Origin of the sequence: Luteimonas rhizosphaericola, from assembly GCF_029888045.1 — a bacterium.
Taxonomy (GTDB): domain Bacteria; phylum Pseudomonadota; class Gammaproteobacteria; order Xanthomonadales; family Xanthomonadaceae; genus Luteimonas; species Luteimonas rhizosphaericola.
Map to the genome: position 1 here is coordinate 235,529 of NZ_JARXRN010000016.1, position 12,721 is coordinate 248,249.

Sequence of the window (12,721 nt, forward strand, 5' to 3'; positions counted from 1 at the left end):
TGCCGAGACGGGGTCGCATCCGGACTTCGCGCGGCAACCGTCAGCGCGCGGCGCCTGCCGTGGTCGCGGCCCCGGTGGCCGCGTTGCCGCAGAAACGTTCGCGGTACTCCAGCGCCTTGGGCATCAGCGATTCCAGGTTCGCGATCCGGGTGCCGGGATTGGGATGGGTCGACGAGAATTCAGGCGGCGCCTGGCCGCCGCTGGCTTCGCCCATGCGCTCCCACAGCGGCACCGACTCGCGCGGATCGAAGCACGCCGCCGCGGCCAGCATCAGCCCGACCTCGTCGGCCTGGGTCTCGTGCTTGCGCGCGTACGGCAGCAGGTAGCCGTAGCCCATCGCGGCCATGATCATCTGCTGCTGCTGCGGATCCATGCCGCTCATCGCGCCGGCCATCTGCCCGACCTGGCTCAGCTTCTGCTGCGCCATGCGCTGGGCGCCGTGGCGCAGCAGCGCGTGCGCGATCTCGTGTCCCATCACCACCGCCATCGCGTTCTCGTTCTGCGCCACCGGCACCAGGCCGGTGTAGACCGCCATCTTGCCGCCCGGCAGGCAGAAGGCGTTGGCCTGCTCGGATTCGATCACGTTGACCTCCCACTCGAAGCCGCGGGAGAAGGTCGGCGCCGGCTGCCCGTTCTCGGCCGCCAGCGCGGCCTCCACCTCGGGCACCTTCGCCACCAGCCGCTCGGCGATGCCGCGCACCTGCTGCGCGATCGGGGAATTCGGGTCGACCGGCTGCTCCTGCTGCAGGATCTCCTGGTAGGCCTGCAATCCGAGCGCCTTCTCGTCCTCGATCGACAGGCCCTTGTCGATCAGCACCGACTCCCCGGTCACCGCGTCCACCGACTGGTTGGAAAACCAGTAGTACACGCCGTAGCCGGCGAACAGCAGCAGGATGATGAAGCGCGGGTTGATCCCGCGCCGGCGCGTGGCCGGCTGCCCCGCGTGGCGCCCACCGAACGGATCGCGTCGCATCAGTGTCTCTCCCCGGTCCTACAGATCGCGGACGACCCGGAACCCGAGCCGCGCATTGGTGGTGTCGACGTTCGCCGGGGCGCGCCACGCCGAACGCGTCTGCGCCGGCGAGCTTGCCCAGGAGCCTCCGCGGATGACCTGGTCGCGACATCCGGGGTTGACCCACGCCGAACCGTCCCCGGGCGCCCGCCGGTAGCCATCATGCCAGCAGTCGGCCACCCACTCGCTGACGTTGCCAGCCAGGTCGTGAAGGCCCCATGCATTCGGTTCCATCCGCCCGACCGGGGCCGGACCCCAGTAGCCGTCGCCGTAGCCGCCGAACGCATTGGCCCAGGTGCGCCCGGCCGGGGACCGGTCCAGTGCACCGGTGGTATTGGCCACCCGCCGCGGCGGCTCGCCCTCGCCCCAGGGATAGCGCCCGCGGCTCCCGGCGCGCAGCGCGTACTCGAATTCCGCCTCGCTCGGCAGGCGGTAGCGCTGGCCGGTCTGCGCCGCCAGCCATTCGGCATAGGCCTGGGCGTCGCGTGCGCTCACGTGCAGCACCGGCAGGCCATCGTCCGCCGGGCGCCCGAGGTAGTCCGAATGCCAGTCGACACCGCTGCGACGGACGAAGTTGCCGCTGCGCTCGTCGTACACCATCGAGAACCCGCGCCGCGCGGCACGCGTGCGGTGGCCGGTGGCCGCGATGAAGCGGCGGAACTCGCCGACCGTGATCTCGCGGATGGCCATGCCGAAGCCGCGCTCGAAGCGGATCGGATGGGCGGGACGCTCGTAGTCGCTGGCGTCCACCTCGCCCTCGGGCGCGCCCATGGTGAACGCCCCGTGCGGCACCACGGCCATCTGCGGGCCACGTCCGCCGTTGGCCAGGGCATCGGTGAACACCTGCCCCGGCGCGTAAAGGCCGTAGTGCACCGCCAGGTCGATGCGTTCGCGCAGTTCGGAGGCGGCCGGATCGCCCGGCCGCGCAATGCGCAGCAGTTCGGCCAGGTGCCGGCGCGCGACGTCGACGCCGCCGAACTTCGGCAGCGCCATGATGCCGAGGTCGCGCAGGCGCGCGATGCGCGTGGCGCGCAGCCGGTCCACCCGCGCGTGCGCGTCGACCACGGTCTCCAGTCCCTGGTCGGGGCGGACCTCGGCGGCGAACGCGAGCCAGCGCCGGGCGAGTTCGAACTCTCCCTCGTCGGCGGCGTCTTCGGCGCGACGGATCATCGCGCTTTCCACCGCCGCCATGCCCTGCCGCGCGCGCGGCTGCGCCGGCTGCAGTTCGAGCGCATCGCGGAACGCGCCGAGCGCGCCGCCGCCACCTTCGCCCAGCCGGCCCTCGGCCAGCGCCCGCTCGCCGGCGACGTTGAGCGCGGTCACCCGCTCCGCCAGATCGACGCGCTGCAGGAAATCGACCACCCCGGGATCTTCGCCGTCGACCGCGCGGGCCACGGCGGCCAGCCCGCGCGCGCGCGCAAGCGCATCGGCCTCGTCGTCCACGGCCGCCAGCGCCGCGTCCCCCTGCCGCAGCACGCGCTGCAGCGCGCGGCGCAACCCGGCTTCCGCGTGGCGGCTGTGCTCGGGCAGCGTCGAGAGGGCCAGGTAGAGCGGGATCGCCGCATCCGCGTCCTCGTGCAGTCGCCCCGCCTCGAGCGCGTCGTCGGCGCGGCGGCGCAGCGCCTGCGGGTCCGCATCGGACAGGTCCACCGCCGGCACCTGCCAGGTCAGGCTGCCGGCGGCACTGTCGTCGCCGCTGATGGTGACACTGCCCGAGCCGGCGCCGGCCACGTCGGCCGCCGCAGGCGTGGCGCCGGCATCGGTGTCCGCGCCGGGTTCGCGCGAACATCCGGCCACGGACACGGCGCACACCGCCAGCGCGATCCAGGCCCCACGCAAAGCGGACATCGTCGACGGCATCGGCACCAGATTAAGCCATCGCGACCGGCGAGGCGACGCGCGCGCGGGGCATCGCGCGGCTGCGCAAGGATTGCCACCGCGCCCCGGCGGCCGGTAGGCTGCCGTCCATGTCGTCATCGCCCGTGCACTGGGTCACCGAACCCGCCGTCCTGCGTCCGCATCTCGAAACCGTCTCCACCCGGGTCGCGATCGACACCGAATTCATCCGCGAACGCACCTACTGGCCGCAGCTGTCGCTGGTCCAGGTCGCGCTGGAGTCCGCCGCGCCCGCGCCTCCGGTGATCCTGCTGCTGGACATGCTCGCGCCCGGCATGCCCGAAGCGCTCGCGCCGCTGCTGCGCGACCGCGCCGTGACCAAGGTGATGCACAGCGCGAGCGAAGACCTGGTCGCGCTGCGGCGCAGCTGCGACGCCCTGCCCGAGCCGCTGTTCGACACCCAGATCGCCGCCGGCCTGGCCGGCATCGGCGCGGGCCTCGGCTACCAGCGGCTGGTGCAGGAACTGCTCGGCGTGGCCGTGGACAAGGGCGAAACCCGCTCGGACTGGATGAAGCGGCCGCTCTCGCCCTCGCAGCTGGCCTACGCGGCCGAGGACGTGCGCCACCTGTTCGCGCTGCACGACGCGTTGTCCGGACGGCTGGACGCACTCGGACGCCGGGAATGGTTCGAGGAGGACTGCGCGCGTCTGCTGGAGAACGCGCGCGACGACGAGGGCGAGCGCTGGCCGCACCTGTCGCTGCGCAGCGCACAGTTCCTCGACGCCGCCGGTCAGCGCCGCCTGCTGCGCCTGCTGCGCTGGCGCGACGCCCAGGCGCGGCGCAGCGACCGTCCGCGCACCTGGGTGCTGGACAACGATCTGGCCACGACGCTCGCGCGCGAGGCGCCCGCGGACCGTGGCGCGCTCGACCGCCTGTTCGAGACGCACCCGAAAGCGCCGCGCAAGCTGGCCGGCCCGGTGTTCGAAGCGCTCGGGACACCGCTGCCCGACGAAGCCGACGCGCCCGCGCCGCGCACCAGCGAGCGCGACCGCAAGGCGCTGCGCCGGCTGCAGGACGCGGTCGCCGCCCGCAGCGGCGAACTGGGCCTGCCCGACGGGGTGCTCGCCTCGCGGCGCTGGCTGGAATCGCTGCTCGACGGCGAGGACTGGCCCGGCGTGCTCTCGGGCTGGCGCCGGGCCGAGCTCGAACCCGCGCTGGCGCCGCTGCTGGAACCGGCTGGCGACGGCGCCGCGACATCCGTATAATCGCCGTCCTCACGTGGGGCCATAGCTCAGCTGGGAGAGCGCGTCGTTCGCAATGACGAGGTCGGGAGTTCGATCCTCCCTGGCTCCACCACTCGATCCGCATGGAACAGGCCGGCCGCAAGCCGGCCTTTTTCATGGCTGCGCCAGCGCCCCGCGCGACGTGGGCCGCCTGCGCCCGCGGCCGCTTCAGCTGGCGACAGGACGACGGCCGCTATGCTCGCCGCGGTGCCCTCCGCCTCACGCCAGATGCCTTCGACTCCCCGCCGGACCCGCCTTCGCCTGGGCGCGCCGCTGCTGGTCACCCTGCTTGCCGCCTGCGGCGGCGGCGCCGCGGTGCAGGAGCCGCCGCCCGCCCCGCGCCCGGTCGCGCCCGAAGCGCCGGTTCCGGCCCCGAAGATCGGATTCGCGCTGGGCGGCGGCGCGGCCAAGGGGTTCGCCCACATCGGCGCGATCAAGATGCTCGAGGCCAACGGCATCCGCGCCGACGTGGTGGCCGGCACCAGCGCCGGCAGCGTGGTCGGCGCGCTCTACGCCAGCGGCATGGACCCGTTCCGGATGCAGGAGCGCGCGGTGGCGCTCGACGAATCGACGCTGCGCGACGTGCGCCTGTTTTCCGGCGGCCTGGTCCAGGGCCAGGCGCTGCAGGACTACGTGAACACCGAAGTCGGACGGCGGCCGATCGAACGCATGTCCAAGCCGTTCGCCGCGGTGGCCACGCGCCTGGATACCGGCGACCGCGTGGTGTTCGTGCGCGGCAACACCGGCCAGGCGGTACGCGCCTCGAGCAGCGTGCCGGGCGTGTTCGAACCCACCCGCATCGGCCAGCACGCCTACGTCGACGGGGGCGTGGTCAGCCCGGTGCCGGTGGATGCCGCGCGCCAGCTCGGTGCCGACCTGGTGATCGCCGTCGATATCTCCAGCAAGGCCGGCGGCCGCACGCCGACCGGGATGGCGGGAATCGTCAACCAGTCGATCACCATCATGGGCCAGACGCTGGGACGGCAGGAGCTCGAACGCGCGGACGTGGTGATCCGGCCGCAGGTCAACGAGATCGGCCCGGTGAGCTTCGAGCAGCGCAACGCCGCGATCCTCGAGGGCGAACGCGCCGCACTCGCGGCCCTGCCCGCGATCCGGACGCGCCTGGCGCAGATCGAACGCACGCGCCGCGATACCGCCAGCCGCGAGGCCGCGGCACGCGCCGCGCGCGAAGCGCCGGCGGACATCGACTGCGGCGACAGCTGGGTGCGCAGGCTCAATCCGTTCGCCAAGGAGCAGCCCTGCGGCTGACGCGGACGCGGCTTGATCCAGGTCAAGCGCTTCCGCGATCGGGTCCGCGAAACAGGCCCCGGCCCGGAGCCGGTTGACGCCGGTCAAGGGAACCGCGTGCATGCGGCGCCACGATGCCTCCAGACCCACGGAGGACATCGAGGAGAGCCTCTCATGACACTGCTGACATCCAGCCTGATGGCGTCCGCGCTCGCACTTGCGCTCGCCGGCGGCGTTCCCGTTCCCGCATCTGCGACCGACGCACCCGAGCTGGTGACCGCCACGCTCGACCAGGCGTCCGACCTCGCCGCGCTGCCGCGCCAGCAGGTCGCGCTCAAGCGTCCTCCCCTGGTGCACGACCATGACCAGGTCGCCAGCGGTGGGCCGAAGGTGGTGCAGTTCACCTTGCCGATCGTCGAACAGGAGATCACCATCGACGGCGAAGGCACGAAGATGCACGCCATGACCTTCGGCGGTTCGATCCCCGGGCCGATGATGGTGGTGCACGAGGGCGACTACGTCGAGGTCACCCTGGTCAACCTGGCGGGCAATTCGATGCCGCACAACATCGACTTTCATTCCGCCACCGGCGCGATGGGCGGCGGCGACCTGACCGTGGTCCAGCCGGGCGAGCAGGTCACCCTGCGCTGGAAGGCCACGCGTCCGGGCACCTTCGTCTACCACTGCGCGCCGGGCGGCCCGATGACGCCGTGGCACGTGGTCTCGGGCATGCATGGCACGGTGATGGTGCTGCCGCGCGATGGCCTGAAGGACGGCGACGGCAAACCGCTGCGCTACGACCGCGCGTTCTACATCGGCGAAACCGAGTTCTACATCCCGCGCGACGCGGACGGCGGCTTCAAGTCGTACGGGTCGCACGCCGAGTCGCTGCCGGAGACGCTGGCGGCCATGCGCGGACTGGCGCCGTCGCACGTGGTGTTCAACGGCGCGGTCGGCGCGCTCACCGGCGGCAACGCACTGCGCAGCAAGGTCGGCGAGACGGTGCTGTTCGTGCACTCGCAGGCCAACCGCGATACCCGCCCGCACCTGATCGGCGGCCACGGCGACCACGTGTGGGAGGAAGGCAAGTTCAACAACGCGCCCCTGCGCGACCTGGAGACCTGGTTCATCCGCGGCGGTTCCGCGGGCGCGGCCCTCTACACCTTCCGCCAGCCGGGCATGTACGCCTACGTCAACCACAACCTGATCGAGGCGGTGCTGCTGGGTGCGGCGGCGCACATCATGGTCGAAGGCGATGCCTGGGACCACGACCTGATGACCACCCCATCGCCGGTCGGCGCGATCGCGGCGGACACGGACCTGGCGCTGCCCTCCAGCGACTGATCCGGCGTCTCCCCGTCGCCGGAAGCCCCCGCGCACGCGGGGGCTTTTCTTTGCGAATGCCTGGCCGCCGCCGCGCATGCCTCGCGGCGCCGGGTGCGTGACAGGCCGGGGGGCTCGCGATCGCCTTCCGCCGGACTGTCCGCAGGCGCTTCCCCGGGACCCACCGAGCGCCTACCCTCGTCGCCGAGCCCCGGCGAACGGACCATGACCTCCACCTTCATCGCGATCATCGACTTCATCGGGACGTTCGCGTTCGCGATCAGCGGCGCGCTGGTAGCGGTGCGCCACCGGCTGGACCTGTTCGGCGTGCTGGTGCTGGCGTTCGCGGCGGCGACCGCCGGCGGCATCGTGCGCGACGTGCTGCTGGGCGCGACCCCGCCGGTGTCGGTGCTGGACTGGCGCTATCTCGCGGTGTCGAGCGCCGCCGGCCTGCTGACCTTCTACCGGCACGAACAGGTCGAGCGGATGCGCAACCCGGTGCAGCTGTCCGACGCGGTCGGGCTGTCGCTGTTCGCGGTGCTGGGCGCGGACAAGGCGCTCGACGCCGGCCTGGGCGCGACCGGGGCGATCATGCTCGGCATCCTGTCCGGGGTCGGCGGCGGGATCGTGCGCGACGTGCTGGTGGCGCAGGTGCCGAGCGTGCTGCAGCGCGAGCTGTACGCGATCGCCGCCTCCGTCGGCGCGACCGTCGTGGTGGCCGGCGACGCGCTGGAGCTGCCGCCGGCCCCGGTCGCGGTGGGCGGCGCCGCGGCCTGCTTCGTGCTGCGCTGGCTGGCCATCCGGCGCGGGTGGCGCTTGCCGGTGTCGCGCGGGGGCGACGCCCCGTAGCCGACGGACGCGCTCCGGAACCGATCCGACGACGTCACCCAATCGCACTCGCTGAAGGCCCACGCATCTTCGCAGCGCGAAGGCCCGGGCCCGCGCCGTCGGCCGCCCGCGCTCAGCCCTCCGCGGCGGCCTGCCGCGGGATCGCGACCGGCGGCAGCGCACGGACGACCAGCGCCGCCAGCACGACGAACGCGCCGGAGATCGCCAGGCACGCGCCCAGGCCCGCCGCCTGGAACACCCAGCCCGACAGCACCGTGCCCAGCAGCCGGCCCATCGCGTTGGCCATGTAGTAGAAGCCCACGTCCAGCGACACGCCATCGCGCGCGGCGTGGCCGACGACCAGGTAGCTGTGCAGCGAGGAATTGACCGCGAACACGAGGCCGAACAGCGCCAGCCCGCCGACCAGCACCGGCTGCGCGTCGATTCCGGCCGCGAGCATGGCCGCCATCATCAGCGGCACCACGGCGAGCGCCAGCCCCCACGCCGCCGCCGCACCGCCGCCCGGCATGCGCGCGTCGCGCGCCCCGGTGAGCGCGGGCGCCAGCGCCTGCACGACCCCGTAGCCCATCAGCCACGCCGCCATGAACCCGCCCACCTGCCAGAAATCCCAGCCCAGCGTGGTGGACAGGTAGACCGGCAGCGCGACCACGAACCACACGTCGCGCGCGCCGAACAGGAACATCCGCGCCGCCGAGAGCCGGTTGATCGCGGCGCTCTTGGACAGCAGGTCGCGGAACTTCGGCCGTGCGCTGGCACGGCCGAGCGAACCGCGCAACAGGAACAGCCCCGCCACCCACACCAGCAGCAGCACGGCCGCCATCCCCGCCACCGAGGCCCGGAACCCGAACAGCGTCAGCAGCGCGCCGCCGAGGAAGAAGCCCACGCCCTTGAGCGCGTTCTTCGACCCGGTCAGCGCCGCGACCCAGCGGTACAGCGCGCCCTGGCGCGCATCGGCCACCAGCAGCTTGATGCTGCTCTTGGCGCTCATCTTGTTGAGGTCTTTCGCAATCCCCGACAGCGCCTGGGCCGCCATCACCCAGGCCACCGTCAGCCACGGCGCCGGCACCAGCAGCATCGACAGTGCCACCACCTGCAGCGCCAGCCCGATCTGCATGGTGCGCTCGAGCCCGATGCGCGCACCCAGCCAGCCGCCGACGAGGTTGGTCACTACGCCGAAGACCTCGTAGAACAGGAACAGCATCGCGATCTGCAGCGGGCTGTAGCCCAGCTGGTGGAAATGCAGCACCACCAGCATCCGCAGCGCGCCGTCGGTGAGGGTGAAGGCCCAGTAGTTGCCGGTGACCAGCAGGTACCGGCGCACCTCGGGCGACAGCTGCCTGAGCATGGTCACCCTGCCGCGCCGACCAGCCGCACCAGTTCCACCGTGCGGTTCACGTAACCCCACTCGTTGTCGTACCAGGCGTAGACTTTCACCTGGGTGCCGTTGACCACCATGGTGGAGAGCGCATCGACGATCGACGAACGCGGATCGTGCAGGAAATCGATCGAGACCAGCGGCCGCGTCTCGTAGCCGAGGATGCCGGCCAGCGGACCCTCGGCCGCCGCGCGCAGCAGGCCGTTGACCTCGTCCACGGTGGTCGCGCGCTCGAGCTCGAACACGCAGTCGGTGAGCGAGGCGTTGGTGAGCGGCACGCGCACCGCGTGGCCGTCGAGGCGCCCGCGCAGCTCGGGGAAGATCTCGGCGATCGCGGTGGCCGAACCGGTGGACGTCGGGATCAGGCTGCTGCCGCAGGCGCGCGCGCGCCGCAGGTCCTTGTGCGGGGCGTCGACGATGACCTGGGTATTGGTCAGGCTGTGGATCGTGGTCAGGCTGCCGTGGCGGATGCCCAGGCCCTCGTGCAGCACCTTGACCACCGGCGCCAGGCAGTTGGTGGTGCACGAGGCGGCCGAGACGATGCGGTGCAGCGCGGGATCGAAGCGCTGGTGGTTCACGCCCATGACGATGTCGAGCGTGCCGGCCGCCTTGATCGGCGCGGTCACCACCACCCGCGCCACGCCCTGGTCGAGGTAGGGCTGGAGGACGTCGGGTTTGCGGAACTTCCCCGAGGCCTCGATGACCACGTCGCAGCCCGACCAGTCCGTGGCGGCGAGTTCTCGGTGGCGCGTGACCGGGACGCGCACGCCGCCGACGAGCAGCGCCTCATCGGCCGCCTGGACGTCCACGTCCCAGCGCCCGTGCACCGAATCGAACTGCAGCAGGTGCGCCAGCGTGGCCGGATCGCCGGCCGGATCGTTGATGTGCACGAACGACAGCGCCGGGTCGCCCCACGCCGCGCGCAGGGACAGGCGCCCCATCCGTCCGAAGCCGTTGATGCCGATGCGAATACGCATGTGTCCCCCGTTGGATGGAAAGAAGCGAAAAAGTGGGTTCGGTGTTCAGCCGCGGCCGATCTCGCGCACCCGGCGTTCCAGCACCAGCCGGTCCAGCGCGTCGATCCTCAGCGCCGCCAGCAGGTGGATGCGCTGCTGCAAGGCGAGCAGGGTCTGGGCGAACGCCTTGCGCACGGCCTCGTCGCTGCCGGTGGCGGCGACCGGATCGGGGAGGCCCCAGTGCGCGATGACCGGTTGCCCCGGCCACGCCGGGCACGCTTCGCCCGCCGCGCGGTCGCAAACGGTGATGACCAGGTCCATCTCCGGGGCGCCCGGCCGCACGAACTCGTCCCAGGACTTGCTGCGCAGTCCGTCGGTGGGGAAGCCGGCTTCCCGCAGCACCTGCAACGCGATCGGATCGACCTGCCCGCGCGGACGGCTGCCCGCGCTCCAGGCGGTGAAGCGCCCATGGCCCAGTTCGTTGGCCAGGACCTCGGCCATGATGCTGCGCGCCGAATTGCCGGTGCACAGGAACAGCACGTTGTAATGCCCTTGCATGACCGTCTCCACGTGCAGGGAAAGGGGCTAACCGCGCGCCTCGTACCAGCCACGGGACGCGTTGACCACGCGCACCAGCGACAGCATCACCGGGACTTCGACCACCACCCCCACCACCGTCGCCAGTGCCGCGCCCGACTCGACGCCGAACAGCACGATCGCGGTGGCGACGGCGAGTTCGAAGAAATTGCTTGCGCCGATCAGCGCCGAGGGACCGCCGATGCAGTGCGGCGTGCCGAACCTGCGGTTGAGCCAGTAGCCGACGCCGAACGTGAGGTAGGCCTGGACCAGGATCGGCACCGCCAGCAGCACGATCATCAGGGGCTGGCGCAGGATCTGCCCGCCCTGGAAGCCGAACAGCAGCACCAGCGTGCCCAGCAGCGCGCCGATCGACCACGGACCGAGCCGCTCCAGCGTCCGCTCCAGCGCGGGAGCGCCTCCCCGGCGCAGCAGCGCACGCCGCAGCCAGACCGCGGCGGCGAGCGGGATCAGGATGTAGATCGCCACCGACAGCAGCAGCGTGTCCCACGGCACCCGGATCGCGGAGATGCCCAGCAGCAGCGCGACGATCGGTGCGAACGCGACCACCATCACCGTGTCGTTGAGCGCCACCTGCGACAGCGTGAACTCCGGATCGCCGCCCGACAGGTGGCTCCACACGAACACCATTGCCGTGCACGGGGCGGCACCGAGCAGGATCAGCCCGGCAACATAGGCGTCCACCTGGTCGGCCGGCAGCCAGCGCGCGAACAGCACCCGCAGGAACAGCCACGCCAGCAGCGCCATCAGGAACGGCTTGAACAGCCAGTTGACCCCGAGCGTGACCCCGATGCCCCGCCACTGCCGGCCCACCTTCCCCATCGAGGCGAAGTCGACCTTCAGCAGCATCGGCACGATCATCAGCCAGACCAGCACCGCGACCGGCAGGTTCACGCTTGCGAGTTTCATCCTCCCCATCGCGGAGAACGCGCCGGGCAGCAGCCATCCGGCCGCGGTGCCGACCACGATGCACACCAGCACCCACAGGCTCAGGCCCCGCTCGAACGGGCCCATGCCGTGACCCGCCTGGCCGGGCCCCGCGTCGTTGGGCGCGGGTGCGCTCATGCCGCCGGCGACTTTCGACGCCCGACACCCGGCGCGGATCGTGCCGGCCGACACGCCGCCGCGTCGCCGCCGCAGCAGTTGTGGGTCAGGAACCCGATCAGGTCCTGCATCGCATCGAAGTCGGCGCGGTAGTGGATCGAGCGGCCCTGCGGCATCGCGACCACCAGTCCCGCGGACCCCAGTTCCTTCAGGTGGAAGGACAGCGTGGCCGGTGGAACCGACAGGGTGTCCGAGATCACGCCGGCCGCGAGTCCGGCGGGGCCGGCTTCCACCAGCAGGCGAAACACCGCCAGCCGGGTGTCCTGGCCAAGCGCGGCCAGTGCGGTGGTTGCATCTTTCATTTCCATATTTCTAGAATAGTCGAAACATCATGACCGCTTCAACACAGCCATGCCCATGACCGACCTGCCCAACCTCGCGTTCGACACGCTCGAGCGCCCCGACCCGGCCCGGCTGGATCCAGCGGGCACAGCCCACCCGCCCCGGATCCTGCTGCTTTACGGGTCGCTGCGACCGGCGTCCTACAGCCGCAAGCTCGCGCTGGAGGCCGAACGCCTGCTGCGCGCGATGGGCGCCGAGACCCGCGTGTTCGACCCGCAGGGGCTGCCGCTCCAGGGCAGCACCCCGGCCGACCATCCCAAGGTGCAGGAGCTGCGCGCGCTCTCGCTGTGGTCCGAAGGCCAGGTGTGGGTGAGCCCGGAGCGCCACGGCAGCCCGACGGCGGTATTCAAGAACCAGATCGACTGGCTGCCGCTGGAGGAAGGCGGGGTGCGCCCGACCCAGGGGCGCACGCTGGCGGTGATGCAGGTCTGCGGCGGCTCGCAGTCGTTCAACGTGGTCAATGCGCTGCGCGTGCTCGGGCGCTGGATGCGCATGTTCACCATCCCCAACCAGTCCTCGGTGCCCAAGGCCTGGCAGGAGTTCGACGAGGACGGGCGAATGAAGCCGTCGCCGTACTACGATCGCGTGGTCGACGTGATGGAGGAGCTGGTGAAGTTCACCCTGATGGTCCGTGGCCGCAGCGACTACCTCACCAGCCGCTACAGCGAGCGCAAGGGCGCAGTTGCGGCCACGGCCCTCGCCCAGGCCTCGGACGCGGTCGAACGCCCACCGGTCGTGCCGGCGCCGCCCGCCGTGGCGGCGCAAGCGACGGCCGGTCCGGCCTGCTGCCGCTGAC

General features: G+C 71.9%; 12 protein-coding genes and 1 tRNA gene. 6 read left to right on the forward strand and 7 right to left on the reverse strand.

The features are described 5' to 3' along the window. Positions 1–40: 40 nt before the first annotated feature. Together QFW80_RS02335 and QFW80_RS02340 are read right to left on the reverse strand one after the other, a co-directional pair. Positions 41–973, reverse strand: a complete 933-nt coding sequence (locus QFW80_RS02335) for a M48 family metallopeptidase (protein ID WP_280599475.1) — start codon at positions 971–973, stop codon at positions 41–43. 18 nt (positions 974–991) lie between these two features. After that, positions 992–2,860 carry a formylglycine-generating enzyme family protein gene (locus QFW80_RS02340; protein ID WP_280599476.1) on the reverse strand — a complete coding sequence of 623 codons (1,869 nt, stop codon included), beginning with the start codon at positions 2,858–2,860 and terminating at the stop codon, positions 992–994. Between the two features lie 119 nt (positions 2,861–2,979). On the opposite strand from QFW80_RS02340, the gene rnd reads away from it, so the two are divergent. The 5 genes from rnd (at position 2,980) to QFW80_RS02365 (ending at position 7,551) form a co-directional block, all read left to right on the forward strand. Continuing rightward, the gene (gene rnd, locus QFW80_RS02345) at positions 2,980–4,113 is read left to right on the forward strand and encodes a ribonuclease D (RefSeq protein ID WP_280599477.1); all 1,134 of its coding nucleotides are present in this window, start codon (positions 2,980–2,982) and stop codon (positions 4,111–4,113) included. Positions 4,114–4,128: 15 nt separating this feature from the next. Beyond that, positions 4,129–4,204 (forward strand) — tRNA-Ala (locus tag QFW80_RS02350). Positions 4,205–4,359: 155 nt separating this feature from the next. Further along, complete coding sequence (locus QFW80_RS02355; protein ID WP_280599479.1) at positions 4,360–5,400, forward strand: patatin-like phospholipase family protein; 1,041 nt, start codon at positions 4,360–4,362, stop codon at positions 5,398–5,400. A 153-nt stretch (positions 5,401–5,553) separates the two neighbouring features. After that, positions 5,554–6,723 carry a copper-containing nitrite reductase gene (gene nirK, locus QFW80_RS02360; RefSeq protein ID WP_280599481.1) on the forward strand — a complete coding sequence of 390 codons (1,170 nt, stop codon included), beginning with the start codon at positions 5,554–5,556 and terminating at the stop codon, positions 6,721–6,723. A 204-nt stretch (positions 6,724–6,927) separates the two neighbouring features. Then, positions 6,928–7,551 carry a trimeric intracellular cation channel family protein gene (locus QFW80_RS02365; RefSeq protein ID WP_280599483.1) on the forward strand — a complete coding sequence of 208 codons (624 nt, stop codon included), beginning with the start codon at positions 6,928–6,930 and terminating at the stop codon, positions 7,549–7,551. A gap of 112 nt (positions 7,552–7,663) precedes the next feature. Here the strand turns inward: QFW80_RS02365 and arsJ are convergent, their stop codons facing one another. From arsJ to QFW80_RS02390, 5 genes are read right to left on the reverse strand one after another with little or no spacing between them, the layout of a single operon-like run. After that, complete coding sequence (arsJ, locus tag QFW80_RS02370) at positions 7,664–8,896, reverse strand: organoarsenical effux MFS transporter ArsJ (RefSeq protein WP_280599485.1); 1,233 nt, start codon at positions 8,894–8,896, stop codon at positions 7,664–7,666. 2 nt (positions 8,897–8,898) lie between these two features. Continuing rightward, positions 8,899–9,903 (reverse strand): ArsJ-associated glyceraldehyde-3-phosphate dehydrogenase, encoded by a 1,005-nt coding sequence (locus tag QFW80_RS02375; RefSeq protein ID WP_280599486.1) that lies wholly within the window; start codon positions 9,901–9,903, stop codon positions 8,899–8,901. A 45-nt stretch (positions 9,904–9,948) separates the two neighbouring features. Continuing rightward, positions 9,949–10,440 carry an arsenate reductase ArsC gene (locus QFW80_RS02380; RefSeq protein WP_280599488.1) on the reverse strand — a complete coding sequence of 164 codons (492 nt, stop codon included), beginning with the start codon at positions 10,438–10,440 and terminating at the stop codon, positions 9,949–9,951. A gap of 27 nt (positions 10,441–10,467) precedes the next feature. Continuing rightward, a complete protein-coding gene (gene arsB, locus QFW80_RS02385) occupies positions 10,468–11,493 on the reverse strand; it encodes an ACR3 family arsenite efflux transporter (RefSeq protein ID WP_425603492.1) in 1,026 nt (341 codons plus the stop codon). Positions 11,494–11,540: 47 nt separating this feature from the next. Next, entirely contained in the window at positions 11,541–11,891 is a 351-nt protein-coding gene (locus QFW80_RS02390; protein WP_280599492.1) for an ArsR/SmtB family transcription factor, read from the reverse strand. Between the two features lie 43 nt (positions 11,892–11,934). On the opposite strand from QFW80_RS02390, the gene arsH reads away from it, so the two are divergent. Next, positions 11,935–12,720: an arsenical resistance protein ArsH gene (gene arsH / locus QFW80_RS02395; RefSeq protein ID WP_280599494.1), complete on the forward strand. Its 786-nt coding sequence runs from the start codon at positions 11,935–11,937 to the stop codon at positions 12,718–12,720. Position 12,721: the final 1 nt, after the last annotated feature.